Here is a 24,834-nt window from a genome sequence, read left to right as displayed (position 1 = left end):
GCCCAGACATAGGGTGAAAGGTGCGTCACATGGCTGAGGTGTCCTACATCAAGGCGTCACGGGTCTTCCCCGGCAACCCGCCGGTCCGTGCCGTCGACGAGCTCTCTCTCGAGGTGAGCGACGGCGAGTTCCTAGTGCTGGTCGGCCCGTCCGGTTCCGGCAAGTCGACCGCGCTGCGCATGCTCGCGGGCCTCGAGGACGTCGACGAGGGCGCCATCCACATCGGTGGCAAGGACGTCACGAACGTGCCGCCCAAGGGCCGCGACATCGCCATGGTGTTCCAGTCGTACGCGCTCTACCCGCACATGACGGTCGCGGAGAACATGGGCTTCGCGCTCAAGCTGCGCGGTGTCAACAAGACCGAGATCAAGGCCAAGGTCGACGAGGCCGCCAAGATGCTCGACCTGACCAAGTACCTGGACCGCAAGCCGAAGGCGCTGTCCGGTGGTCAGCGGCAACGTGTCGCGATGGGGCGCGCCATCGTGCGTGAGCCGAGCGTGTTCCTCATGGACGAGCCGCTGTCCAACCTGGACGCGAAGCTGCGCGTCGAGACCCGTGCGAACATCGCGGCGCTGCAGCAGCGGCTCGGCACCACGACGATCTACGTCACGCACGACCAGGTCGAGGCCATGACGATGGGTCACCGCGTGGCGGTGCTCAAGGACGGTCTGCTGCAGCAGTGCGACACGCCTCGCGCGCTGTACGACCGCCCGGCCAACGCGTTCGTCGCCGGGTTCATCGGTTCGCCGGCCATGAACCTCAAGACCGTGCCGATCACGTCCGAGGGCGCGAAGCTCGACGGCATCATCGTGCCGCTGTCCCGTGCCGCGCTGGACGCCGCCGGTGGGCTGGACGAGGTCACCTTCGGCATCCGGCCGGAGGCGCTCGGCATCGTGCCGTCGGGTGAAGAGGGCATGGAGATGACGGTCGAGCTGGTCGAGGAGCTCGGTGCCGACGCGCTCGTGCACGGTGCCGTGAAGATCGGTGACTCGACGCAGCGCTTCGTGGTCCGCGTCGACGGCCGCACGCCGCCGACCCTGGGCCAGCAGGTCAAGGTCGCCGTCCGCGACCACACCGAGATTCACCTGTTCCACCCCGAGTCGGGCGAGCGCCTGGAGGCGTGAGTCACACCTGAAAGCCCCCGGCGTGACCGCCGGGGGCTTTTTCGTGTTCTAAACTGAACTCGACAACGGTTTCCATTACCTGATCGAGGTACGTGTGATGACTCTCCGCAACCTCCTGGTGGGCGCACTTGCGGTCGTGAGCCTTGCTGCCTGCGGTACGACGAGCACGCCCTCGGCGGACAGCGGCAAGATCCAGGTCGTCGCGTCCACCAACGTGTGGGGCAGCGTGATCAAGGCGGTCGGCGGCGACGAGGTCGACGTCAAGGCGCTGCTGGACGACCCGAGCGCGGACCCGCACTCGTACGAGAGCAAGCCCGCGGACGTCGCGCTGGTCAAGGACGCCAAGCTGGTCGTGTTCAACGGCGGCGGCTACGACGACTTCTTCGCCAAGCTGATCACCGGCGACGCGCAGAAGAAGATCGAGGCGTTCCCGCTGCGCAAGCACGACAAGGACGAGAACGAGCACGTCTGGTACGACCTCGACACCGTGCGCGCGGTGGCCGAGGCGGCCGCGAACGAGCTGGGCGCCGTCAAGCCGGACAAGAAGACGACCTTCGAGAGCAACACCCAGCAGTTCACCGCCAAGCTGGAGGAGCTGGGGAAGAAGGTCGACGGCATCGGCAAGGGCAAGAAGGTCGTCGCCACCGAGCCGATCGCCCACTACCTGCTCGACGCGACCGGCGCCGAGGACGTGACCCCCCAGGCGTTCAGCAAGGCCGTCGAGGAGGAGTCGGACGTGCCGGCCGCCGCACTGGCGTCGATCAACCAGCTGGTCGAGGGCAAGCAGGCCAACGTGCTGGTCGACAACACCCAGACCGAGAACCAGGTCACCAAGCAGCTCGTCGAGAAGGCCAAGACGGCGGGGGTGCCGGTCGTCGCGGTGACCGAGACCCTGCCCGAAGGGGTGACCGGCTACCTTGACTGGATGAGCAAGCAGGTGGACGCGCTTTCGCAGGCGCTGAAGGCATGACCGCGATCTCGCTGCGCGGGGCCCGGCTGTCCTACTCCGACCGAGTGCTGTGGGACGGGCTCGACCTCGACGTCGAGCCCGGTGAGTTCCTCGCGGTCCTCGGTCCGAACGGGTCCGGCAAGACCAGCCTGATGAGGGTGCTGCTCGGGTTGCAGCCGCTGTCGTCGGGCACGGTGACGGTCGCCGGTGGCAAGGAGGCCGTCGGCTACATCCCGCAGCAGCGAGCGCTCGACCAGTCGATGACGTTGCGCGGCCGCGACCTCGTCGGTCTCGGCCTCGACGGCTACCGCTGGGGCCTCGGCCTGCGCCACCGCCGCGAGCGCAGGATCCGGGTCGACGCGGCCATCGAGTCCGTCGGCGCCACGCGGTACGCGGACGAGCCGATCGGCCTGCTGTCCGGTGGTGAGCAGCAGCGGTTGCGCGTCGCCCAGGCGCTCGTCGGCGATCCGGCGGTGATGCTCTGCGACGAACCGCTGCTGTCGCTGGACCTCGCGAACCAGCGGGTGGTCAGCGAGCTGATCGACAAGCGGCGGCGGGAGGCCGGCACGGCCGTCCTGTTCGTCACGCACGAGCTCAACCCGGTGCTGCCGCTCGTGGACCGGGTCCTGTACCTGGTGGGCGGCCGGTTCCGCGTCGGCACACCGGAAGAGGTCATGAACTCCCGCACCCTGTCCGAGCTGTACCGGACGCCGGTCGAGGTCGTGCGCGTGCGCGACCAGATCCTCGTCGTCGGCGCGGGTGCCTGCGAGGAGCAGACCCACCACCTCACGGCGGAGGCCGCGTCGTGACGATCTTCGACCTGCTTGAGATCGACTTCGTGCAGACCGCGTTGATCGCGGCCGCGGTGCTGGGCCTCGTCGCCGGCGTGCTCGGCCCGTTCATCGTCACCCGCAGGATGGCGTTCGCGGTGCACGGCACGAGCGAACTGGCGTTCACCGGTGGTGCGGCGGCCCTGCTGCTCGGCATCGGCGTGGGCTACGGCGCGCTGGCCGGGTCGATCATCGCCGCGGTGCTCCTCGGCGTGCTGTCGCGGCGGGAGAGCGACCGCGACTCGGTGATCGGGGCGATCCTCGCGTTCGGGCTCGGCATGGGCATCCTCATGCTGTCCCTCTACAAAGGACGCACGAAGAACAAGTTCGGGCTGCTGACCGGGCAGATCGTCGGCGTCGACTCGACGGACCTGAAGCTGCTGGTGGTGTCGTCGATCGCGGTGCTGGCCGTGCTCGCGTTCATCTACCGGCCGTTGTTCTTCGCCTCGGTCGATCCGGACGTGGCGGTCTCCCGCGGCGTTCCGGTGCGCTGGCTGTCGATCGTGTTCGCCGTGCTGGTCGGTGTGGCGACCGCGTTGAGCGTGCAGGTCGTCGGCGCACTGCTGGTGCTGGCGTTGATGATCACGCCCGCCGCGGCCGCCATGCGCGTCACCGCCTCGCCTTTGCGCGCGACCCTTCTTTCCGTTCTTTTCGCGGAGACGGCAGCGGTCGGCGGCATCCTTCTGTCGCTGCAACCGGGGCTTCCGGTTTCCGCTCTCGTCACGGCGGTGAGCTTCGTGATCTACCTCGTCTGCCGAGGTGTCGGGGCCGTTCAGCGCCGTTCCGCCTGACGGACTGGCTGATTGGCCTCAGGCCGTGCGGGACGTGATCGGCTTGGTGATGTCGTCCTGGCGCGGGGCCGGCATCAGGCGCGGCGGGATGTCCAGGCCCGCCACGCGGACCTGGTTGCGGCCGTTCTCCTTGGCCTTGTAGAGCGCGGCGTCCGCTGAGTGCTGGGCGGTGGCCATGTCCGGGCCGTTGTCCGGGATGACCGCCACGCCGATCGAGGCCGAGATCGCCTGCAGGGACTCGCCTTCCGGTTCCAGGGGCTGGGTTTCGCGGCCGTAGAGGGTCACGACGTTGCGGTGCTTGTCGGTGGTCGGGACGGCCAGGTTGCCGATGGCCTCGCGGATGCGTTCGGCGATGGTCACGCCCTGGGCGACCGGGGTGTCCTTCAGCGCCACCACGAACTCCTCGCCGCCGTCCCGGCCCGCCACGTCGCCGGGGCGGAGCTTCTCGCGGAGGATCCGGCCCACTTCGGCCAGGACGGCGTTGCCCGCCGGGTGACCCCAGGTGTCGTTGATGCGCTTGAAGTGGTCCAGGTCGATGACCAGGACGGTCATCGGTTCGCCGTCGATACGGCAGCGCTCGGCCAGGCGGCCCGCGTATTCGGCCAGGCCGTTGGTGTTGAGCAGGCCCGTTCGGTAGTCGGTGTGGGCGTCCGCGGCGAGGCGTTGGTGGAGCTGTTCCTGTTCGCGCAGCAGGCGTTCGAGGTGGGCGCGGCGTTCGCCTGCACGCGAGAGCAGCGCGTTAACCAGGATCACGGGGACGACGAGCAGTAACGGGCCCACCCAGTGGGACGTCATCAGCATGCCGAGCATGGCACCGGCGCCGAGAGTGCTCATCTCCAGCATGTTGTCGACCTTGGAGCCCAGGAAGTCGAGGACCTTCGAGTTCGGCGTGACGATCTTGAAGGCGACCGCGACCGTCATCACCTGCACGAACCAGTAGAGGAGGGCGGTGATGGCGAGGACCAGGACCAGGCCCAGGTCGGTCGGGACGTTGCCGGTCGCCGCGAGAGATACACCCGAAAGGTGGACGAGCGCCCAGGACAGCAGGGTCGAGGCGAGCATCGAGGCGGTGCCGAAGACGAAGCGGTACGGCTGGCGGCGGGCGATCGGCTGGATCAGGATGCGCATCCAGATCGTGGCGATCACGGCAAGACCACCCGGAAGAGCGACGGCTGCGGCGAAGGTCCAGACCGAGGTGAGGTCGATGTGGGGGCCGGAGGCCTCGTTGCGGCGGGCCTCTTCCGCTCTGCGTACCACGGTCAGGTGAATTGTGATCGCGGCGATGATCGCGCCGAAGCGGAGCCAGTCCGAGGTCGACACGGACGTGAGCTTCGTCAGCAGCCAAATGGAGGCTGCGATCACGGCCGCTTCGAGCACGAAAAAGTACGCGATCGCACTAGGCGCAACGGTCCAAAGGTCCCAGTTGCGAATCGGAGTCAAGCCGAGTGCCCGCGATCGCCTGCGATCAGTCAAACTGTTCTTCACCACGACCCCCTACGCTCATGCACGTCATGAGCAAAGCCGCCGCTGACCAGGTCGTAGACCTACCGCGCTGCTGCTCGTTGCAACGAGGAGGTGCCTTCCATGTGCAACCGTGACTTCTGACGCCGCCTCTCTCTTCGCGACCCGACTTCAATCGCACCTCGATCATCAGGTGCCTCTTGGTACGGATATCGCTATTGGTGACCGTTCTGTTTCAGATTGCCACCGCCTTCGTGTCGTTGCGACCTCGCGCGCGTCGCCAGGCGATGGTGGCTTGCGTCGCCAGCAGCAGCCCGACACCGCCCGCTCCCGCGATCGTGGCCGTCACCGATCCGATCGAATGGGCGACGACGCCGGCCAGCGCCATTCCCCCGCCCTGGCTCGAGCGCAACGCAGCGCGCCCAATGCCATAAGCCCTTCCTCGGTACTGATCGGGCAGCAGCCGCATCCACGCCGAACGAGCCGGTGTGTGATAAGCGCCCCCTATACCGGCAATCACCAGCAAAACGATCGTCCACGTCAGGTTCGGGCTGAGCGCGAACATGATCAATGGTGCCAGTGACAGGATCGCAAGAGGACCGATCAACCGTTCACGTTTTGCCGGATCTCGCACGAGGCGGAACAACAACGCCACGCCCAGCACGTTCGCCGCGGGTTCGATCGCGAGGATCAGGCCCACCGCCCACACCGCGTTGAGGCTCGCCGCGAGAGGTACGGCGAGTCCTTCCGGGACCATCGCGAGGCCCGCGAGCAGCCGGACGCCCAGCAGGGTCCTCAGCCGCGGCTCGGACACCATCAACGTCAGCGCACCGCGCGGCTCGTCGTCCTTCTTCTTGCGGCCCAGCGGATCCGCCGCCGGACGGTGCTTCACGGACAGCTGCACCAAGATCGCCAGCAGGGCGAACGTGCCGGCGTCGATCATGAGCGCCACGCCGGGGTTCGTGTGGGTGACCAGGAAGCCGGCGGCGGCGAGGCCCGCCATCTGAGCTATGTCGACGGACGTGCCGAAGAGCGCCACGCCGTCGTCGTAACGGTGTGACGGGAGAACGTGCGGAAGGCTCGCCTCCTGCGCCGCGAGGTACGGCGACGAGATCGCCAGGACCGCCACGAGCAGCACGATCATGGCCCACAGCGGCATGCCCGGAATGGCCATCGCCCCCATGAGCGCGGCCTGCAGCCAGGCCGTGGTCACCATTACCGTGCGTCGCGGGAACCGGTCGGCGACCCAGCCGAGCAACGGGCCCGAAATCAGGGGCGGGAAGAGCGTCAACGACCAGGTGAGCGCGGTCCACGCTGCGGAATGTGTTCGCTCGAATACGAGCAGTGACAATGCGACCGCGGCGAGTTGGTCACCGGCGGTCGAAGCGGTCGAACCGATCCACATGGCGCGGAACTCACGCAAACCGACGAGCTCGCGGAGAGCGCCGCGGGTCGTCATGCGGGTCCTCGGAGCGCCGCGCCACGCGCGCGGCGAATCAGCACGTCCTGATTCGCTCTACGCCGAGTCACGTCGCCCCCGCCGGTGGTAATCAATTTCTATCGACAATCACGGTAGAAGCTGCCTGACCGTTCAACGTCTGTCCTACCACAGTGTGTACCTAAACGGAGCAGGCCAGTTACCTAAAGTAGTTACAATAGCGAAACGCAGGGCTGATCTTCTTCACAGTTGACCTGAGGTTCGCCTGATTGGACCCCAAATGGTCACGCCCCGTGTCAACCGGTGCCAAACGGGTGTCGTGCGTTCGGCCAACCGGTCCAACTCGCTCCGACTCCTGCCTGTAGAACTGGCAATTGGCGAACACGGGAGAACGCACCCGCGCTCGGGAGTGCCGCGGAATGGGCCACGTCGTTTGTCATGGCAGTCACCCGCAAGCCCTTGGCGAGAGGGTAGATCGCGGTTTCCCCGCCCGCTGGACGAAACCGGTTCAGCGGGCAGGAAAACGATCACTAACGTCGGCTAATGGACGCCCTTAGCGTCACGAACTAGCCGATATCGTCAGGCCTTGGCCGCGATCCGGCGACGCCGGGCGACCTCGGCCAGCACGACACCGGCGGCGACGGACGCGTTCAGCGACTCGACACCGGACGCCATCGGGATCGACACGGTCTGGTCGCAGGTCTCCTTCACCAGACGGCCGAGGCCGCGGCCCTCCGAGCCCACCACGACCACCAGCGGACCGGTCGCGAGATCCAGACCGTCGACGTCCACGTCGCCGTCGGCGTCGAGACCCACGATCATCAGACCCGCCTCCGCCCAGTCACGCAGCGTGCGGGTGAGGTTCGTGGCCATCGCGATCGGCAGCTTGGCCGCCGTGCCCGCGCTGGTCCGCCAGGCGACCGCCGTCATCGACGCGCTGCGCCGCTGCGGCAGCACCACGCCGTGCGCACCGAACGCCGCTGCCGACCGCACGACGGCACCCAGGTTGCGCGGGTCCGTCACGCCGTCCAGCGCCACCAGCAACGGCGGCTCGCCGGCGCGCTGGGCCAGGTCGAGCAGCTCGTCCGGCGTGGCGTAGTCGAACGGCGGCACCTGCAGGCCGAGGCCCTGGTGCATCGCCCCGCCGGTGATCCGGTCGAGCTCGCCGCGCGCCACCTCCAGCACGGAGATGCCCCGGTCGGCGGCCAGGCGCACGGCCTCGGCCACGCGGTCGTCCGCGTCGATGCCCAGCGCCACGTACAGCGCCGTCGCCGGGGTGCCCGCGCGCAGGCACTCCACGACGGGGTTGCGGCCCGCCACGGTCTCGGCCTGGGCCTTCTCGGTCTTCTGGCGCCGCTGCTGCTTGACCGCCTCGGTCTTCGCGACGGCCTTGGCCCGCTTGTACGCGGGGTGGTTCGGGCGGTCCGACGCCTTGGGGGTCGGACCCTTGCCCTGCAGCCCCTTGGACTTCTGCCCGCCGGAGCCGACGACCGCGCCCTTCTTCGAGCCCGGATTGCGCATCGCGCCCTTGCGCTTGGAGTTGCCAGCCACGGAAGTCAGTCGTCCTTCAAAGTCCACTGCGGACCGTCGGGGGTGTCCTCGACGGCGATGCCCGCCTCCAGCAGCGAGTCGCGCAACGCGTCAGCACGCGCGAAGTCCCTGCTCTTGCGGGCTTCCTGGCGCTCGACGAGCAGCCGGTCCACGAGCGTGGTCAACGCCTGCCGCATGCCGAGGTCGGCAGCCGAGACGTCGTTCCACTTCGGCGACAACGGGTCGACGCCGAGGACGTCGGCCATGCGGCGGACGCACTCGGCGGCTTCGCGAGCCGCGTCGTGGTCGCCGTCGGCGAGCGCCGTGTTCCCCTGCCGCACCTTGTTGTGCAGCGCGGCCACGGCCTGGGGGGTGTTCAGGTCGTTGTCCATCGCGACGACGAAGTCCGGGCACATCTCACCGCGCAGCTCGACCGGACCCACCCGCTCGACGGTGCGGCGCAGGAACGACTCGATGCGCCCGTAGGACGTCACCGCCTCCTGCAGCGCCGCCTCCGAGTACTCGATGTGCGACCGGTAGTGCGGCGCCACCAGGTAGTACCGCAGCTCCTGCGCGCGGACCTTGTCCAGCATCGCCGGGATGGACACGGTGTTGCCCAGCGACTTGGCCATCTTCTCGCCGGACATCGTGACCCAGTAGTTGTGCATCCAGTAGTTCGCGAAGCCGTCACCGGCCGCGCGCGACTGGGCCTGCTCGTTCTCGTGGTGCGGGAAGATCAGGTCGAGCCCGCCGCCGTGGATGTCGAACGTGCTGCCGAGGTACGTCGTGGCCATCGCCGAGCACTCCAGGTGCCAGCCGGGCCTGCCGTTGCCCCACGGCGTCGGCCAGGACGGCTCGCCGGGCTTCGCGGCCTTCCACAACGTGAAGTCGCGCGGGTCGCGCTTGCCGCGGACGTCGGTCTCGCCCTGCTGCTGCTCGTCGAGCTTGCGCCCGGACAACGCGCCGTACTCGGGGAACGAGCGCACGTCGAAGTAGACGTCGCCGTCGACGTCGTAGGCGTGGCCCTTGTCGATCAGCCGCTGCATCAGCTCGACCATCTGCGTGACGTGGCCGGTGGCGCGCGGCGCGTACGACGGCGGCAGGCAGCCCAGCGCGTCGTAGGCGTCCTCGAAGGCGCGCTCGTGCGTGTACGCCCACTCCCACCACGGCCGGTCGTGCTCGGCGGCCTTGGTGAGGATCTTGTCGTCGATGTCGGTGACGTTGCGCACCAGCGTGACGTCGGCACCGTCGCGCGCCAGCCAACGACGCAGGACGTCGAAGTTCAGGCCGCTGCGGACGTGGCCGATGTGCGGGATGCCCTGCACGGTCGCCCCACACACGTAGATCGACGCCGTTCCGTTGACCTGCGGGTGGAACTCCCGCATGCTCCGGCTCGCCGTGTCGTAGATGTGGAGGCTCACACGGGAATGGTACGGGCCACATCCAAAAGAGCATTGGGGCGGTCACTCGTCGGAACCGGGTTGACGAGCCGGAAGGCGCAACCGACGGTCTCTGCTCCGCCGTCCGCCTCCGCGCTGTCGCCGACCATCACGGCGTGGCGGGGATCGACGCCCAACCGTTCGCACGCGGTGGTGAAGATCTTCGGGTCCGGCTTGATCACGCCCTCCTCGTAGGAGAGGACGAACTCGTCCACGAGGTGCGTGAGGCCGTGCCGCTCGAAGACCGCGCGGATGTCCCAGCCGATGTTGCTGACGACCGCGACCGGGACGTCGGCGAGGTGCTCCAGCGCGGCCCTGGTGTCGGGGTAGGGCTGCCACGAGTCGGGGTGCAGCAGCTGGTCGTAGAACGCCTCGGCGTCCGGCACCAGGGCGTCGTTCAGCACCCGCACGTGCACCCAGCGGTGGACGTCGGCGTCGAGGTCGCGGCGGTGCCACGCGTCGACCAGCTCGGGGTCCATGCCGTCGGCGATCCCGACGGGGGCGGTGAGCGCACGCAACAGGTCACCGTTGGACTCGAGCTCGGGGTGCTCGAGCCGGAAGAGCGTGCCGGAGAAGTCGAAGAGCGCGGCCTGGATCGTCACGTCCCCGACTCTACGTTCTCCGTAGCTAGGTGGTCTGGACCTTTTTGAGCTCGGCCTCGACCTCTGACGCGTCGTAGCTCAGGGTGAGCCGCAGGTCACCCGCATTGCGCTCGGTGGCCGCCGCCAGCTGCGCCAGGAACTCCTCGATCTGCGCCAGCGGTTCGTCGGCCAGCTGCGCGGTGGCCGTGTAGAGCGGCTCGAAGCGGGCCGGTGTCGTGGTGCCACGCAGGTCGGCCGCCCACTTGAGCAGCTCCTCGTACGACTTCACGAACTGCGTCGCCAGGTGCTTGATCCGGTCGCGGTCGCCCGCCCGGCCCGCCGGACCGAACGCCCACTGCTGCTTGCCGTCCGAAAGCAGGTCCGCGACCCCGTTGACGATCTTGTCGAACGCACGGGAACGCATCAGGTAGTAGTCGAGCGCCTCGGTGTCCGTGGTGAACGTGCGCACGTCCTCCGCGAAGCGCATCTCGTGGCTGAGCCGCTTGTCCTTGAGCTTGCGCAGGTGCATCGACGCGGTGTCGGAGAAGAGCTGGTACTCCCAGCCTTCCGGGGTCGCCTCGACCGGGGCGCCCACCTTCTGCGCGATCATGACGGCCAGCTCGCGCGGCGTGCGGTTGCGCAGGTCGAGGTAGCCGGTGCCGGCGCGCAACGCCGGGACCTCGGTGTCGTCGAACCGCGCGGGCAGCACGTACTCGGTGTCCTGCACCAACGCCCGGTCGAACGCGGACCGCCGCTCGTGCCGCGTCCACATCTTCCGCACGTAGGCCTCGGAAACGAACATCACGCAGAACCGCGAGTCCTTGCGGTAGATCTCGTCGAGGTGCTCGACGAGGTTCTTGCCCCACAGGTCGGCCTGCTCGTCGGTGTCGTAGAAGCGGGAGACGCCCAGCTCGGCCAGGTGGCGGGCCACCTCTTCGACGTAGTCGCGGTCTTCGCCGGCAAAGGAGAGGCAAACGTCGTACTTGGGCACCACGGTGATGTTAGTGGCGGGAACCACACTCCGGTGCCGGGAGTTGTTCAGGACGTGGAACTGGGGATGATCTGGGCGATGTCGTTACCGGGCCTGGTGACGATCTTGTTCGTGCTGGCCGTGGTCGAGTGGGTGGCCCGCCGCAAGAAGGGCGGCACGCCGCTCGCGACGATCAGCTTCGACGAACTGGGTGCGACGTTCGAGGGCGCCAAGCGCGACGAGCTCGAGTACCGCAAGGAAGAGCGGCAGCGCCGTGATGAGGAGGGTGACGCAGCCCCGCCGCGTACCCGGATCGACCTCGACGGCGGCACGGCCGTCATCAAGCTCCCGGACTAGGCGTCGGCGGGCATCAGCAACGCCGTGGCGATGGCCGCGATGCCCTCGTTGCGTCCCGTGAGGCCCAGGCCGTCCGTGGTGGTGCCGGCGACCGAGACCGGGCCGCCGACGGCCTCGGAAAGCGTTTTCTGGGCCTCGTCGCGGCGCTTGCCGATGCGGGGCTGGTTGCCGATCACCTGGACTGTGGCGTTTCCCACACGGAACCCGGCCTCCTCGACGAGCCGGCGCACCTCCGTGAGAAGAACCACTCCGTGTGCGCCTGACCAGCGCGGATCGGACGTGCCGAAGACCGCGCCCAGGTCGCCCAGGCCCGCGGCGGACAGCAACGCGTCGCACAGCGCGTGCGAGGCGACGTCACCGTCGGAGTGACCCGCGCACCCGTCGACGCCCTCCCACAGCAGTCCGGCGATCCAGCACTCGCGACCTGCCTCGATCGGGTGGACGTCGACGCCCTGGCCGATCCTCACGCGCTTCCTCCAGCGAACAGTGCTTCCGCGACCGCGAGGTCGAACGGGGTGGTGATCTTCATGGCGTGCGCGTGACCGGGAACCGTGTGGACCTTGCCACCGTTCTTCTCCACGAGACCAGCGTCATCAGTCGCGGCAATACCGGAGCAATAGGCGGCTTTGAGAGTCTCGGCTCGGAAACCCTGCGGGGTCTGGACGACCCGCAGACCGGCCCGGTCAGGTGTGGAGACGACTACTCCGACCTCGTCCACCTGCTTGATCGTGTCGGCCACCGGAAGAACCGGGATGACGGCGTCGTGCCCGTCGCGCACCGCGGCCACGACGTCGGCGATGACCTCGGGAGGAGTGAACGCGCGGGCGGCGTCGTGCACGAGCACGATCGAGGTGTCCGGAATCACGCGGAGCGCGTGGTCGAGGGCGAGGCGCACCGAGTCGGTGCGTTCGGCGCCCCCTGAAAGCACGTGCACCGCCCCGTCGGCCGGGGCCAGCGAGGCGGTTGCGGTGTGCACGAGATCCACATCGGACGGTGGAGCGGCGATGACGACGTGCTGAACCTGGCCTGACGCGAACAGACCACGAACGGCACGGGTCAGGAGCGGTACCCCGTTGACCGGCACGAGCGCCTTGGGCATCCCGTAGCCCAGACGCTCACCCCGCCCTGCCGCAGGAACGAGCGCGACAACACTCATCTTGCGGCGTTATCCGATGCTCAGTGTGTTTGTTTGTCGAAACTACGACGCTGTGGCGAGAACTTCGTCGAGAAGAACCTCGGCCTTGTCCTCGTCAGTACCCTCGGCCAGCGCCAGCTCGCTGACCAGTATCTGCCGCGCCTTCGCCAGCATCCGCTTCTCGCCGGCGGACAACCCGCGATCCTTCTCGCGCCGCCAGAGGTCGCGCACCACTTCCGCAACCTTGTTCACGTCGCCGGAGGCGAGCTTCTCAAGGTTGGCCTTGTACCGCCGAGACCAGTTGGTCGGCTCCTCGGTGTGGGGAGCACGCAAGACCTCGAAGACCCGGTCGAGCCCTTCCTGGCCGACAACGTCACGAACGCCCACGATCTCGGCGTTGTCAGCGGGAACCCGAACGGTGAGGTCGCCCTGCGCCACCTTGAGAACGAGGTACTTCTTCTCCTCGCCCTTGATCACGCGGGTCTCGATTGCTTCGATGAGAGCGGCACCGTGGTGCGGGTAGACGACGGTCTCTCCGACCTTGAAAACCATGTGTCCTCTGCCCCTTTCGCTTCCTCCATCCTAACACGTCCGGCAAGGCTGCGAACGCCGCGCGATGATCCGTTAGTGCTGGTCAGGGCCATGCGGGGGGTTGACAAACCACCTGTTCGCGTGCAACGTACGGGCTTGTCAAGATCGAACGGCACCACGTCGAGTCGGCTTTCGAGCCCCCGGTTAGGCTCCTTGCCTGGTGGTTGTTCCCTAGGAAGGACGCTGGAGCCGTGAACTCAGGAGTGTCTCGCCGGATGATCGTGACGGCAGCGCTGGCCGCGGGCCTCGGCCTGGTGGCGGTCGGCTGCAGCGCCGGTCAGATCACCCAGACCGACACCCAGGTCGCCGCCGTCGACGGTGCGAGCGGAAACGCGGGCCCGATCGCGGTGCGCAACGTCATGCTGGCGTTCCCGCCGGACGGCAACCGCTACCACGACGGTGACGACGTGCCGATGACGTTCGTCATCGCCAACACGGGTGAGAACGCCGACAAGCTGCTGTCGATCAAGTCCGAGGCCACCGAGGGCGAGGCCGAGGTCGTGGGCGGCAAGGACATCCCGTCCCGCTACGCCCTGCAGGCCGAGTACGACCCGTCGAAGGCGCCGACGAAGACCTCCGCGCCGTCGTCCTCCTCGGCCGCGCCGTCCTCGACGGGCACGCCTTCCTCGTCGGTGTCGCCGACCTCCGGTGCCCCGTCGTCTGCTCCGTCGTCCTCGTCGGTCGCGCCGACGTCGGGTTCGGTGTCGCCCTCGTCGTCCGGTTCTGCGTCGCCGTCGTCCGGCAAGCCGTCGGGCTCGTCCTCGGCGTACCCGAGCGCGTCCGCGATCCCGAACGACCTCGAGGTGCTGCACGTCCGCTGCACCCTGAAGAAGGTCAAGCGCGACATCGTGGCCGCGCAGACCGTCAAGGTCACGTTCGTCTTCGAGAAGGCCGGTTCGGTCACGCTCGAGGTGCCGATCGCGCCGTCCGAGCACAAGCGCACGAGCGAGAACCACGAGACCGCGGGCCACTGAGTCTCTGACACGCGAAAAACGCCGCTCCCTCGACTGAGGGGGCGGCGTTTCGCTTGCGCCGGGCGGAACCTGCCCCGGGACTGTCAGACCCTTGCTCTAACGTTCGGCGTGTGGCGAAGACAGCGCGGCCGATCTTCCGGTGTGCCGAGTGCGGGCACGAGGTGGCGAAGTGGTTCGGCCGCTGCCCCGAATGTCAGGCGTGGGGCAGCATCGAGGAACGCGGCACCGCGTCGGTGACCCGTGTCGTGGCGGGCGCGCCCACGTCGGCGGCGCGGCCGATCGGCGAGGTCGACATCGAGTCGGCGCGGGCGCTCTCGACCGGCGTCGGGGAGTTCGACCGGGTGCTGGGCGGCGGGCTGGTGCCGGGTGCCGTGGTGCTGCTGGCGGGCGAGCCGGGCGTCGGCAAGTCGACGTTGCTGCTGGAGACGGCGCACCGGTGGGCCGAGTCGCACGGGCGCTGCCTCTACGTCACCGGTGAGGAGTCCGCGGGGCAGGTGCGGTTGCGGGCGGAGCGCACCGGCAACCTGCACCCCGAGATGTACCTGGCGGCCGAGAGCGAGCTCAGCGCGTTGCTCGGGCAGGTCGACCAGGTGAAGCCGTCGATGCTGATCGTCGACTCGGTGCAGACCATGTCCACGGTGAGCGTCGAGGGCGTGCCGGGTGGCGTCACGCAGGTGCGCACCGTCGCGTCCGGGCTCATCGCGATGGCCAAGGAGCGCGGTCTGCCCGTCGTGCTGGTCGGGCACGTCACCAAGGACGGATCCGTTGCCGGGCCTCGGGTTCTGGAGCACCTCGTCGACGTCGTGCTGCAGTTCGAGGGCGACCGGCACTCCAGCCTGAGGTTGTTGCGCGGCATCAAGAACCGCTACGGCGCGGCCGACGAGGTGGGCTGCTTCGAGCTGCGCGACGACGGCATCGTCGGCGTGCCGGACCCGTCCGGGTTGTTCCTCACGCGCCGCGAGAAGGCCGTCGAGGGCACCTGCGTCACGGTGATCGTCGAGGGCAAGCGCCCGATGCTCGGTGAGGTGCAGGCGCTCGTCGCCAAGACGAACCTGCCCGCGCCCCGTCGCGCGGTCAGCGGGCTCGACTCCGCCCGGATCTCGATGGCGCTGGCGGTGCTGGAGAAGCGCGGCAAGGTCAACCTGTTCCAGAAGGACGTCTTCACCGCGACCGTGGGCGGCATGCGGCTCGTCGAGCCCGCCGCCGACCTCGCGGTGGTGCTGGCGGTGGCCTCCGCGGAACGGGAGATCGCGCTGCCGGCCGACCTGGTGGTGCTCGGCGAGGTCGGGCTGGCCGGTGAGATCAGGCGCGTCAACGGCGTCGGCAAGCGGCTCACCGAGGCGGCGCGGCTGGGGTTCAAGAAGGCGCTGGTGCCGCCGGACCACGGACCGCTGCCCGACGGCGTGCGGGCGCTCGTGGCGAACGACCTGGTGTCGGCGCTGGACGTGCTGGGGCTGAACCGGCGTCGCAGCACCAAGGGCGAGGACGACTGAGCCACCGTGATCGAATAGGTGGGTGTTGGGGAGACACGACCGCGAGATCGGTGAGTTGTTGCGGTTCGCGGCGAGCCTGGTGCCGGCCGAGGTGCAGAGCGAGGACGTGCTCGACCACCTCGACCACGAGGAGTGGGAGCTGGTGCTCGACCTGCTCGGGGAGTTCGACGGCCACACCTGGCAGACGCCGCGCTACTGGGCGCTGCTGGCCGAGGCCGCCGTCCAGCTGGACGCGGACGGGGCCTGGTTCCAGTGGCGGTGCGTGGAGTCGATCCAGGGCGTGCTCAGGGTCGAGCTGGTGCTCGGACGCGACGCGGAACCGTTGCGGGCCAGGGGAGAGCGGCCGCTGTGGGACGTGACGGGCAAGCACCAGCGCCTGGCGGCGTTGTGGATCGAGACCAAACCGGTGCTGGGGCCTGGCGAGCGCGCCACGGCCCGGTTGCGGCCGTTCGTGCCGCCGGCGTGGGCGCATCTGATCCGCGGCGACATGATCACGCTGCTGGGCAGCTCGCCGGGCAGAGCGACGATCATCGAACGAGTGCCGCCACGCCCGTAGTTGAGGGGAACGCGGGGGCCCCGCGTTCCCCTCAAGGAAACGCGGGGCCCCCGCGTTCCGCTGAAAACAGCGTTATTGCGAGAGCAGCTGGGCGCAGCGGATCAGGCCCAGGTGCGAGTACGCCTGCGGGTGGTTGCCCAGCGAGCGCTCGGCCACCGGGTCGTACTCCTCGGGCAGCAGGCCTGTGGGACCAGCGGCCGCGACGATCTGACCGAACAGCTCCTCGGCCTCCGTGCGACGGCCGGTGAGCAGGTAGGCCTCGATCATCCACGCGGCGCACAGGTGGAAGCCGCCCTCGTCGCCCGGCAGGCCGTCGTCGCGGTGGTAGCGGTAGACGGTGCAGCCGGACCGCAGCTCCGCCTCGATCGCCGTGACGGTGGACTGGAAGCGCTCGTCGGTCGGGTCGATCAGACCGGAGAGTCCGACGAACAGCGAGGCCGCGTCCAGGTCGTCGCCGTCGTAGGCCGTGGTGAACGACTGGACCTCGTCGTTCCAGCCGTTCTTCAGCACGTCCGTGGCGATCGTGTCGCGCAACGGCACCCACGACGGGTCGAGGTCGCGGCCGAACTGCTCGCCGAGCTTGATCGCGCGGTCGATGGTCAGCCAGCACATGACCTTCGAGTACACGTGGTGGCGCGGCGCGTGCCGCTCCTCCCAGATGCCGTGGTCCGGCTCGTGCCAGCGCCGCGAGACGGCCTCCGCCATCGCCTGGACCATCTTCCAGTCCTGGTCCGACAGCGAACCGCGTGCGGTCGCCAGCTGCACGACCAGGTCGACGACCGGGCCGAACACGTCGAGCTGCACCTGCTGGTTCGCCAGGTTGCCGACGCGCACCGGACGTGAGCCCGCGTAACCCGGCAGCGTGTCGATCACGGCCTCGGCACCGAGCTGCGTGCCGTGCAGCGTGTACAGCGGGTGCAGGCGCTCCGGGCCGGGGATGGTCTCCAGAACGCGGTGCAGCCACGCCAGGAAACCGTCGGCCTCCGCGTAGGAGCCCACCGACACCAGCGCGGCGGCGGTCATCGCGCCGTCACGCAGCCAGCAGTAGCGGTAGTCCCAGTTGCGGACACCGCCGAGCTCCTCCGGCAGCGACGTGGTGGCCGCGGCCATGATCGAGCCGGAGTCCTTGTGCACCAGGCCGCGCAACGTCAGCGCCGAACGCAGCACCAGGTCCGTCTGCACGGTCGGGAGCTTCAGCCCCGCCGCCCAGTCCGACCAGTAGCCGGCCGCGCGGTCCCGCCGCACGGACTCGGGCAGCGCGTGCTCGGAGATGTCGTCGGTGCCGCAGCGCAGTTCCAGCAGCACCGGCGCACCCTCGCGCGGGCGGACGACCGCGCGTGCGGTCTCCTGCACGCCGTCGGAGGTGATCTCCCAGTCGACGCCCGGCGAGCGCAGCACCATCGGGTCGGACGTGCCGACCACGCGCAGGCCGTCGCGCTCGCGGATGAACCGCACCGGCACCTGGCCGAACTCCGGGCGCGGCGCGAACGTGATCACCGCGTTGGTCGAACCGGAAATTCGCCGCACGAGGTCCGTGCGGTGCGAGGCGAGGTCGTGCTCCAGGTAGTCCGTCACCAGGAGCCGCGACCAGCGGGTCTCCACGATCATCGTGCCCGGCAGGTAGCGCTGGCCCAGCGGCAGCGACCCGTGCTCCGGCTTGATCGAGAAGTGGCCCGCGGCGGGACCGCCCAGCAGGTCGGCGAAGATCGCCGCCGAGTCCGGCTCGGGGTGGCACAGCCAGTTCACCTTGGCGTCCGGCGTGATCAGCGCGACCGAACGCTCGTTCGCGAGCATCGTGAGGCGCTCGATCGGCACCGCCTGGTCGCCGTGCAGCCACGCCCGGCGCTCCTCCAGCAGGAACGCGAGCACGGTGGCGACGTCGGCGGGGTCCTTCACGTAGTGCTCGGCGAGCGACTCCCCGGCACCGACGCGGATGCCGACGTCCGGGCCGGACAGGCGCGCGAACGCCTTCTCGTCCGTCACGTCGTCGCCCAGGAAGATCGCCGCGGTGGCGCCGACCTGGTGCCGCAGGATGTCGAGGGCGTGGCCCTTGTTGGTCTCGACGACCGCGAGCTCGATGACGGCCTTGCCCTCGGTGACCTGCACACCTTCCCAGGTGCACGGACCGGAGCGGACGGCGTCGAGCACGCTCTCGCCGACGGACGCGTCCGCGCGGCGCACGTGCACCGCGATGGACGCGGGCTTGACCTCGAGGTGCACGCCCTCGTGGCCGTCGACGATCTGTTCCAGCTCGGCTTCGATGCGGCGCAGCAGCGCCTTGGCGTTCGCGTCCAGCGCGTGGACGAAGCCGACGTCGAACTCCGAGCCGTGGGAGCCGACGAGGTGGACCTCGCCGGGTAGGCGGGACAGGGTGGCGAGGTCGCGCAGCGCGCGACCGGAGATCACGGCTGAGGTGGTCTCGTGCAGGCTCGCGAGTGAACGCAGCGCGTTCACCGACTCCGGAAGCGGGCGAGCCTGCTCCGGGTCAGCCACGATCGGCGCGAGTGTTCCGTCGTAGTCGCTGGCGACCAGCAGTCGCGGGGTCCTGGCCAGTTGCACGATGGCTCGGCGCAGTTCGGCGGGGAGGGCCTCGGCGGTCAACGCCCCTCCTGGAGCACTCGATGGGTCAGTGGGATCTGAAAGGATTCAGACCGAGGTCTGCGTGCCCAACGCCTCCAGGAACGACCTCGCCCATCGGTCAACGTCGTGGGTGAGGACTTGGCGGCGCAGCGCGCGCATCCTACGGCGGCCTTCAGCAGGATCGATGTCGAGGGCGGCCTGCAGAGCGTTCTTGACACCGTCCAGATCATGGGGGTTCACCAGGAACGCGCTGGTCAGTTCTGCGGCAGCGCCGGCGAACTCGCTGAGCACCAGAGCTCCACCAAGATCATATCGGCAGGCGACGTACTCCTTGCAGACCAGGTTCATCCCGTCCCGAACCGGCGTCACGACCATGACGTCCGCCGCGCTCATGAACGCGACCAGTTCCTCGCGGTTGACCGACTGGTGGAGGTAGTGCACCACCGGTTTGCCGACCCGCCCGAACTCCCCGTTGATCCGGCCGACCGACTGCTCGATGTCCCTGCGCATCGTCACGTAGTGGTCGACCCGCTCCCGGCTGGGAGTGGCGAGCTGGACCATCGCGACGTCCTCCGGGTCCACGCGACCGTCCGCGATCAGCTCGTACAGAGCCTTGATCCGGACGTCGATGCCCTTCGTGTAGTCGAGTCGGTCCACGCCCAGCAGGATGCGCTTCGGGTTGCCCAGGTCCTCTCGAATCTGCCTCGCGCGGGCCTGCGTCTCCTTCTTCCGCGCCAGCGCGTCGAGACCGGCGCTGTCGATCGAGATCGGGAACGCGCCGACGCGCACGGTCCGGTCGCCGACCTGCACGACACCCGGCCGGGTGCGGACACCGACCGTGCCGCGGCTGGGCTCCAGGCCGACGAGGCGGCGGGCCAGCCAGAGGAAGTTCTGCGCGCCGCCGGGCCGGTGGAAGCCCACCAGGTCGGCGCCGAGCAGGCCGCGGATGATCTCCGTGCGCCACGGGAGCTGCATGAACAGCTCGACCGGCGGGAACGGGATGTGCAGGAAGAAGCCGATCTTCAGGTCGGGCCGCTGCTCGCGCAGCATCGCCGGGACGAGCTGCAGCTGGTAGTCCTGCACCCACACGGTCGCGCCCTGCGCGGCGATCTTCGCCGTCGCGTCGGCGAACCGCTGGTTCACTCGAACGTAGGAGTTCCACCAGTGCCGGTGGAACGCGGGCTGCGCCACGACGTCGTGGTAGAGCGGCCAGAGCGTGCCGTTGGAGAAGCCCTCGTAGTAGTCCTCGACCTCTTTGGCGGACAGCTGGACGGGGTGCAGGAGCAGTCCGTCGTCCTCGAACGGCGCCACCTCGGCGTCCGCGACGCCCGGCCAGCCGACCCAGGCTCCGCTGTGCGAGCGGAGAAATGGTTCGAGTGCGCTCACCAACCCGCCGGGGCTGTGCTTCCACCGTTCTGTGCCGTCGGGCAAGCGCTCCAGGTCAACCGGGAGCCGGTTGGCCACGACTACGAACTCCGCCCCGTTCTCGCCAATGTCCATGCTCACATTTCCGAGGCTAGTGCGAGCACGTGTCCGAGGCGTGTCGTGTAACCCCCGTCACAGCAACGTTCACTCCAACCGACGCTTGGTGGGTTTGAGCGGGCCGGACATGCGTGGACCTGCGAACTTGCGCTCCAAACGGCCCAGTCCGGTGCGCACCGGCTGGGCCAGGTACTCGCCGAACACCACCCCTCCGGCCAGAGCGAGAGCAATGCCACTCGCGAACACCAAAGTGCTCAAACCGGCTGGATCGCCCTCGGCGGTGAGCTGGAACAGGCCTCGGTACGTGGTCCAGCCGGGCAGCAGCGGCACGACGCCCGCCTGCACGACGACCAGCGTCGGGATGCCCAGCCGGCGGGTCAGCGTCGCGCCGCCGAACCCGGTGATCGCGGCCGCCACGGCCGACCCGAGCAGCGCGTCCGCGCCGAGGCTCGTGAAGAGCCCGTAGGAGGCCGTGCCGACCGCGCCGGAGAGGGCGGCGGCGACGAGCGCGCGGGGCTGGGCGTAGCAGGCGAGCGCGAAGAACGCACTCGTCGCCGCGCCGGCCGCGAACTGCATGGGCACCGCGGAGATCAACGGCGGCAGCGGGTCGGTGAGCCGGATCTGCAGTCCGAAGTGGACGGCGGTGCGGATCGCGATCGCGACGCCCGCGATCAGTCCGGCGCTGAGCAGGACGGTCTCGACGGTGCGGCCCGCGGCGGTGACGTTGTAGCCGGAGATCGCGTCCTGCACGGTGCTCACCAGTGCGAGTCCGGACAGCAGCACGACGATGCCGACGGCGACCAGCAGGCTGGGCCGGACGTTGGGCAGCAACCCGGTGGCGAACACGGTGAGCGCCGCACCCGTGGCGAGCGCGCCGCCGACGAGTTGCTGGAAGAAAAACGGCAGCGCACGGCGGTTGAGGATCCGGCCGACCCGGTCGATCACGGCGGTCACGATCCCGGCGGTGATCGCGAGCTCCCACCCGCCGCCGACGAGGAACGCGACGGCCGCGGCCATGCCGGCCCACGCGACCGTGGCCACCCAGCGCGGGTACGGGTGCCTGGCGTTGGTGATGTCCTCGAGTTCCGCGTGCGCGTCCTCGATCGGCCCGAGGTGGCGCACGAGGTGTTCGACGGCCGCGAGGCGCGTGTAGTCGAGGCTGCGCTGCCGGACCACCCGCACCGCCGTGATCGGTGGCGCGTCCGTTCCCCGGTGGCACGAGACGCTGATGGAGGTGTAGATCACGTCGACTTCCGTGTGCGGAAGTCCGTAGCTCTCGGTGACCGAGAGAATCGTGGCTGTCACATCCGCGGCACCGGCCCCGCTGGCCATTTGGACCTCGCCGATCTTCAGTGCGAGATCGAGTACCAGGTGAACGGTGGTGTCATCGGGCAGAGAGGGGCCGTGCAGGCTGTTCGGGGAAATCTCGCGCACCTCCGTCGTGTGATCGTGAGGAGTCCGTCGACTGTTGCTGTGGCGTCTGCCACCTCCGATCGGGCGACCCGAAAAGGAGGACATGATCACTGTCCGTTGGTTACCCTCCTGACCTGGTCAAGGCGACCCGTCCGGCGCCTTGATCCACTCAGTTGGTTGGTGTGCCTCCGACCGGAGCAATCCGATCACACTGAGAGCAGACCGTTCGCCGCAGGTAGCTCCCGCAACGGGCGCTTACGATGTTCGCGAACACGAGCCAGGCCGGCGTAGCTCAATTGGCAGAGCACTCGCCTTGTAAGCGAAAGGTTAGGGGTTCGATTCCCCTCGCCGGCTCTTCTGCAACGAGGGTTCCCCCAGGTGGGCGGGCCCTCGTCTCATTTCGCGGTCAGCTTTTGCGCACGAGCCCCGTGAAGCCCGCGACGGACAAAGTGGCGAACGACCAGCCCAGGATCTGCACGGCCCAGCCTGCTCCGGTCGCCCACTGCCCGGCTGGGCCGTTCGCCAGTTCGCATCTCGGTGTGCCGCCGAGCTTCACGAGCGGGATGGCGAGATCCGCCGCAAGACTGATTCTGTTCACGGTTGAACAGGAGTCCGCCGGGCGGTCCTTCGCCGGTGTCAGACCGTTGTAGGCGCCCGCTGTCCACACCAGACAGAGCGAGAGCAGGAACGTCACGAGCAGCCCGACGACCGCGCGGGACGGCTTGTAGCCGTAGGCCAGGGTCACGCCGAGGAAGTGGTGCCAGAGCCTGTTGCCGGGATCGCCGCGGCGGCCGAGGTCGCGTTGCTGGGCGATCAGGACCTTGCGGGCGGTGTGTTCGTGCCCTGCCGCGCGGTGCACGGCAGCGAGTTGTTGGTACGGCTGGGCTTCGTACAGGTGCGTGTGATCGCGCAGCATCCTGAGCCACACGTCGGTGTCCACCGGCGGGTTCGGGTAGGTCAGGCCGTCCAGGGTCACGGCGAAGTTCTCGGCCTCCAGCAGTTGCCGCTCCCTGAGGTAGAGGACGTTGCCCACCTTGGTGCCGGAGAGCTCGAGCTCCTCGCCACTGCCGTGGTTGATCAACTTGGTCGGCCGGAAGCCGAACTCGCCCTGCACCACCGCGTCCGTGAGGTCGACCGCGGCGCGGTGGTTGGTCGCCTCGATCTCGGCGTCGCCGAGGTGAACGCTCGCGCCGATCGCCGCCTGGCAGAGCACCAGGGCCTGCCCGCGGTGACTGCGCACCGAACCGTCGAGGATGAGCCCGGCCCCGATGCGCGTGTCGACCATGCGCACCGCCTCGTGGTCGCCGTACGTCCGAGCGTTGAAGCCGTTCATGAGCCGCACCTCGTTCCGGAAGTGCGCGGCGTCGAGGCACAGCGCCCAACCGTCGGCGCTGCGCAGCACCGTCTCCTTCATCTGCAGGGTGTGACCGGTGGCGCCCATCAGCGACACCGCCGCGCCTTGAGCCTTCACGACGGCTCTGTCGAGCACGAGGTCACCGCCGATCTTCGCGTTGATGGCGATGAGGGCCGCGCCCGACTCGGCGACGATCGCCGCCTCGGCCAGATGCACGTCGCCGCCGATGTCGCACCCGTCGAACCAGACACGGCTGGCGAACAACCGGTCGGCCTCGACGTCGCGGCTCACGTGCAGGCCGGAACCGAACAGCGGCATGGCGGTGGCCCCGGAGAGCAGCAGTGAGCCGTCGATGCGGGCGTTCTGAAGGTCGAGGATTCCCGTGCAGCGGGTGTTCTCCATCGTGAGGTAGCGGGTGCGCAGGTTCTCCGCGTGCAGCGCCGGCAGCGTGGACCCGTCGAGTGACAGTGCCGGCAGCTCTGTGTCGTGGAGTGTGAACGGTTCCTCGAACAGACAGTTGTCCAGCTGCAACGGCGTCGGGGTCCGGATGAAGTCGAGGTCGAGGGAGCCGGTGATCCGCGCGCCGACCACCAGGAGGCCACGCGGGTCCACGTCGCCCGACCGCAGCAGGTCGCGGATCACCTTCGCCGGGAGGGTGTTGTCTCCGCGACGCGAAAGATCGAGCACCTCACCGGCCTCGGCGGCGCGGCGCAGCTCCTGCTCTGTCTCACTAGGACGTGACATCGTGTGCACCATGTCCTACCTCGCGGATAGCGCGCGCTACGACCAGATGACGTACCGGCGGACGGGTCGCAGCGGTCTCAAGCTGCCTGCCATCTCGCTCGGCCTGTGGCACAACTTCGGCGGCGACCGGCCGTACGAGCTGGGCCGCGGCATCGCGCGGCGGGCGTTCGACCTCGGTGTCACGCACTTCGACCTCGCCAACAACTACGGCCCGCCGTACGGTTCGGCGGAGATCACGTTCGGGCAGATCCTCAAGGATGATCTCAGGCCCTACCGCGACGAGCTCGTCATTTCCACCAAGGCCGGCTACGACATGTGGCCGGGGCCGTACGGGGAGTGGGGCAGCCGCAAGTACCTGCTGAGCTCGCTCGACCAGTCGCTGACCCGGATGGGCCTGGACTACGTCGACATCTTCTACTCGCACCGGTTCGATCCGGAGACGCCGCTCGAGGAGACGATGGGAGCGCTGGTCAGCGCGGTGCAGCAGGGCAAGGCGCTCTACGCGGGCATCTCGTCGTACTCGCCGGCCAAGACCCGTGAGGCGGCCGAGCTGCTGAGGTCCGCCGGGGTGCCGTTGCTGATCCACCAGCCGAGCTACTCGATGCTCAACCGCTGGATCGAGCCGGAGCTGCTGGACACGCTGGAGGAGGTCGGCGCGGGCTGCATCGCGTTCTCGCCGCTCGCGCAGGGCATGCTGACCGACCGCTACCTCAACGGCGTGCCGGCGGACTCGCGTGCGGCGCAGGGCAAGTCGCTGTCGACGGACCTGTTGAGCGAGGAGAACCTCGGCCGGATCCGGGCGCTGAACGAGGTCGCGGCCTCGCGCGGGCAGTCGCTCGCCCAGCTCGCGCTGACGTGGACGATCCGCGACCCGCGGGTCACGTCGGCGTTGATCGGCGCGTCGTCGGTGGCGCAGCTGGAGCAGAACCTCGCGGCACTGCAGGCGCCGCCGCTGACCGACGACGAGCTCGCCGAGATCGACAAGTACGCCGTCGAGTCGGGCATCGACCTGTGGGCGACGAGCTCGCAGGCCGAGTAGCCG

Annotated in this window: 22 protein-coding genes and 1 tRNA gene; 10 read left to right on the top strand and 13 right to left on the bottom strand. The window is 68.9% G+C overall.

Going from position 1 to position 24,834, the window contains the following annotated elements:
- The first annotated feature begins 29 nt into the window (after positions 1–29).
- From ugpC to ABZV40_RS00520, 4 genes are all read left to right on the top strand, one after another.
- A complete protein-coding gene (ugpC, locus tag ABZV40_RS00535; RefSeq protein ID WP_355433715.1) occupies positions 30–1,124 on the top strand; it encodes a sn-glycerol-3-phosphate ABC transporter ATP-binding protein UgpC in 1,095 nt (364 codons plus the stop codon).
- 97 nt (positions 1,125–1,221) lie between these two features.
- Positions 1,222–2,094: a zinc ABC transporter substrate-binding protein gene (locus tag ABZV40_RS00530; protein ID WP_355433713.1), complete on the top strand. Its 873-nt coding sequence runs from the start codon at positions 1,222–1,224 to the stop codon at positions 2,092–2,094.
- A complete protein-coding gene (locus ABZV40_RS00525) occupies positions 2,091–2,882 on the top strand; it encodes a metal ABC transporter ATP-binding protein (RefSeq protein WP_355433711.1) in 792 nt (263 codons plus the stop codon). The genes ABZV40_RS00530 and ABZV40_RS00525 overlap by 4 nt, the downstream gene beginning before the upstream one ends.
- Entirely contained in the window at positions 2,879–3,694 is an 816-nt protein-coding gene (locus tag ABZV40_RS00520; RefSeq protein ID WP_355433709.1) for a metal ABC transporter permease, read from the top strand. Before ABZV40_RS00525 ends, ABZV40_RS00520 begins: the two co-directional genes overlap by 4 nt.
- 18 nt (positions 3,695–3,712) lie before the next feature.
- Here the strand turns inward: ABZV40_RS00520 and ABZV40_RS00515 are convergent, their stop codons facing one another.
- The 6 genes from ABZV40_RS00515 to ABZV40_RS00490 all read right to left on the bottom strand — a co-directional run bounded on the left by ABZV40_RS00515 (position 3,713) and on the right by ABZV40_RS00490 (position 11,134).
- On the bottom strand, positions 3,713–5,071 hold the full coding sequence (locus ABZV40_RS00515) for a GGDEF domain-containing protein (RefSeq protein WP_355433707.1): 1,359 nt from the start codon (positions 5,069–5,071) through the stop codon (positions 3,713–3,715).
- Positions 5,072–5,390: 319 nt separating this feature from the next.
- On the bottom strand, positions 5,391–6,614 hold the full coding sequence (locus tag ABZV40_RS00510; RefSeq protein WP_355433705.1) for an MFS transporter: 1,224 nt from the start codon (positions 6,612–6,614) through the stop codon (positions 5,391–5,393).
- A gap of 558 nt (positions 6,615–7,172) precedes the next feature.
- The gene (rlmB, locus tag ABZV40_RS00505; RefSeq protein ID WP_355433703.1) at positions 7,173–8,144 is read right to left on the bottom strand and encodes a 23S rRNA (guanosine(2251)-2'-O)-methyltransferase RlmB; all 972 of its coding nucleotides are present in this window, start codon (positions 8,142–8,144) and stop codon (positions 7,173–7,175) included.
- Between the two features lie 5 nt (positions 8,145–8,149).
- Positions 8,150–9,544, bottom strand: a complete 1,395-nt coding sequence (cysS, locus tag ABZV40_RS00500; RefSeq protein WP_355433701.1) for a cysteine--tRNA ligase — start codon at positions 9,542–9,544, stop codon at positions 8,150–8,152.
- Positions 9,541–10,164, bottom strand: a complete 624-nt coding sequence (locus tag ABZV40_RS00495; protein WP_355433699.1) for an HAD-IA family hydrolase — start codon at positions 10,162–10,164, stop codon at positions 9,541–9,543. Before ABZV40_RS00495 ends, cysS begins: the two co-directional genes overlap by 4 nt.
- 25 nt (positions 10,165–10,189) lie before the next feature.
- Positions 10,190–11,134 carry a TIR domain-containing protein gene (locus ABZV40_RS00490; RefSeq protein ID WP_355433697.1) on the bottom strand — a complete coding sequence of 315 codons (945 nt, stop codon included), beginning with the start codon at positions 11,132–11,134 and terminating at the stop codon, positions 10,190–10,192.
- A 33-nt stretch (positions 11,135–11,167) separates the two neighbouring features.
- On the opposite strand from ABZV40_RS00490, the gene ABZV40_RS00485 reads away from it, so the two are divergent.
- On the top strand, positions 11,168–11,470 hold the full coding sequence (locus ABZV40_RS00485) for a DUF6191 domain-containing protein (RefSeq protein ID WP_355433695.1): 303 nt from the start codon (positions 11,168–11,170) through the stop codon (positions 11,468–11,470).
- On the opposite strand, the gene ispF is transcribed toward ABZV40_RS00485, so the two are convergent.
- The 3 genes from ispF to ABZV40_RS00470 are packed head-to-tail and all read right to left on the bottom strand — an operon-like array spanning position 11,467 to position 13,157.
- Positions 11,467–11,937, bottom strand: a complete 471-nt coding sequence (gene ispF, locus ABZV40_RS00480; RefSeq protein WP_355433693.1) for a 2-C-methyl-D-erythritol 2,4-cyclodiphosphate synthase — start codon at positions 11,935–11,937, stop codon at positions 11,467–11,469. The genes ABZV40_RS00485 and ispF overlap by 4 nt on opposite strands.
- On the bottom strand, positions 11,934–12,626 hold the full coding sequence (gene ispD, locus ABZV40_RS00475) for a 2-C-methyl-D-erythritol 4-phosphate cytidylyltransferase (protein ID WP_355433691.1): 693 nt from the start codon (positions 12,624–12,626) through the stop codon (positions 11,934–11,936). Before ispD ends, ispF begins: the two co-directional genes overlap by 4 nt.
- 42 nt (positions 12,627–12,668) lie before the next feature.
- On the bottom strand, positions 12,669–13,157 hold the full coding sequence (locus ABZV40_RS00470; protein ID WP_065915127.1) for a CarD family transcriptional regulator: 489 nt from the start codon (positions 13,155–13,157) through the stop codon (positions 12,669–12,671).
- A 254-nt stretch (positions 13,158–13,411) separates the two neighbouring features.
- On the opposite strand from ABZV40_RS00470, the gene ABZV40_RS00465 reads away from it, so the two are divergent.
- The 3 genes from ABZV40_RS00465 to ABZV40_RS00455 all read left to right on the top strand — a co-directional run bounded on the left by ABZV40_RS00465 (position 13,412) and on the right by ABZV40_RS00455 (position 16,219).
- A complete protein-coding gene (locus ABZV40_RS00465) occupies positions 13,412–14,170 on the top strand; it encodes a hypothetical protein (RefSeq protein ID WP_355433688.1) in 759 nt (252 codons plus the stop codon).
- 110 nt (positions 14,171–14,280) lie between these two features.
- Positions 14,281–15,663, top strand: a complete 1,383-nt coding sequence (gene radA, locus ABZV40_RS00460; protein WP_355433686.1) for a DNA repair protein RadA — start codon at positions 14,281–14,283, stop codon at positions 15,661–15,663.
- A 22-nt stretch (positions 15,664–15,685) separates the two neighbouring features.
- Positions 15,686–16,219, top strand: a complete 534-nt coding sequence (locus ABZV40_RS00455; protein WP_355433684.1) for a hypothetical protein — start codon at positions 15,686–15,688, stop codon at positions 16,217–16,219.
- Between the two features lie 72 nt (positions 16,220–16,291).
- Here ABZV40_RS00455 and otsB read toward each other — a convergent pair whose 3' ends face one another.
- The 3 genes from otsB to ABZV40_RS00440 form a co-directional block, all read right to left on the bottom strand.
- Entirely contained in the window at positions 16,292–18,820 is a 2,529-nt protein-coding gene (gene otsB / locus ABZV40_RS00450) for a trehalose-phosphatase (protein WP_355433682.1), read from the bottom strand.
- 45 nt (positions 18,821–18,865) lie between these two features.
- On the bottom strand, positions 18,866–20,299 hold the full coding sequence (locus ABZV40_RS00445; RefSeq protein ID WP_355434096.1) for a trehalose-6-phosphate synthase: 1,434 nt from the start codon (positions 20,297–20,299) through the stop codon (positions 18,866–18,868).
- Between the two features lie 69 nt (positions 20,300–20,368).
- Positions 20,369–21,715, bottom strand: a complete 1,347-nt coding sequence (locus ABZV40_RS00440; protein WP_355433680.1) for a threonine/serine exporter family protein — start codon at positions 21,713–21,715, stop codon at positions 20,369–20,371.
- 260 nt (positions 21,716–21,975) lie between these two features.
- On the opposite strand from ABZV40_RS00440, the gene ABZV40_RS00435 reads away from it, so the two are divergent.
- Positions 21,976–22,048: transfer RNA gene (locus tag ABZV40_RS00435), tRNA-Thr, on the top strand.
- Positions 22,049–22,100: 52 nt separating this feature from the next.
- Here the strand turns inward: ABZV40_RS00435 and ABZV40_RS00430 are convergent.
- Positions 22,101–23,792 (bottom strand): hypothetical protein, encoded by a 1,692-nt coding sequence (locus ABZV40_RS00430; RefSeq protein WP_355433678.1) that lies wholly within the window; start codon positions 23,790–23,792, stop codon positions 22,101–22,103.
- A gap of 10 nt (positions 23,793–23,802) precedes the next feature.
- On the opposite strand from ABZV40_RS00430, the gene mgrA reads away from it, so the two are divergent.
- Positions 23,803–24,831 (top strand): L-glyceraldehyde 3-phosphate reductase, encoded by a 1,029-nt coding sequence (gene mgrA / locus ABZV40_RS00425; protein WP_355433676.1) that lies wholly within the window; start codon positions 23,803–23,805, stop codon positions 24,829–24,831.
- Positions 24,832–24,834 lie beyond the last annotated feature (3 nt).

The sequence above is a fragment of the Lentzea sp. NPDC004782 genome, from assembly GCF_040609115.1.
Taxonomy (GTDB): domain Bacteria; phylum Actinomycetota; class Actinomycetes; order Mycobacteriales; family Pseudonocardiaceae; genus Lentzea.
Note: the sequence above shows the minus strand (reverse complement) of the source record. Positions and strands in the feature narration are given on the sequence as shown.

Excerpts from the sequence above, each read along its gene's own strand:
- ugpC (WP_355433715.1), top strand. The coding sequence starts at position 30 with ATGGCTGAGGTGTCCTACATCAAGGCGTCACGGGTCTTCCCCGGCAAC.
- ABZV40_RS00530 (WP_355433713.1), top strand. The coding sequence starts at position 1,222 with ATGACTCTCCGCAACCTCCTGGTGGGCGCACTTGCGGTCGTGAGCCTT.
- ABZV40_RS00525 (WP_355433711.1), top strand. The coding sequence starts at position 2,091 with ATGACCGCGATCTCGCTGCGCGGGGCCCGGCTGTCCTACTCCGACCGA.
- ABZV40_RS00510 (WP_355433705.1), bottom strand. The coding sequence starts at position 6,614 with ATGACGACCCGCGGCGCTCTCCGCGAGCTCGTCGGTTTGCGTGAGTTC.
- ispD (WP_355433691.1), bottom strand. The coding sequence starts at position 12,626 with ATGAGTGTTGTCGCGCTCGTTCCTGCGGCAGGGCGGGGTGAGCGTCTG.
- ABZV40_RS00470 (WP_065915127.1), bottom strand. The coding sequence starts at position 13,157 with ATGGTTTTCAAGGTCGGAGAGACCGTCGTCTACCCGCACCACGGTGCC.
- ABZV40_RS00465 (WP_355433688.1), top strand. The coding sequence starts at position 13,412 with ATGATCGTGACGGCAGCGCTGGCCGCGGGCCTCGGCCTGGTGGCGGTC.
- ABZV40_RS00445 (WP_355434096.1), bottom strand. The coding sequence starts at position 20,299 with ATGGACATTGGCGAGAACGGGGCGGAGTTCGTAGTCGTGGCCAACCGG.
- ABZV40_RS00430 (WP_355433678.1), bottom strand. The coding sequence starts at position 23,792 with ATGTCACGTCCTAGTGAGACAGAGCAGGAGCTGCGCCGCGCCGCCGAG.
- mgrA (WP_355433676.1), top strand. The coding sequence starts at position 23,803 with ATGTCCTACCTCGCGGATAGCGCGCGCTACGACCAGATGACGTACCGG.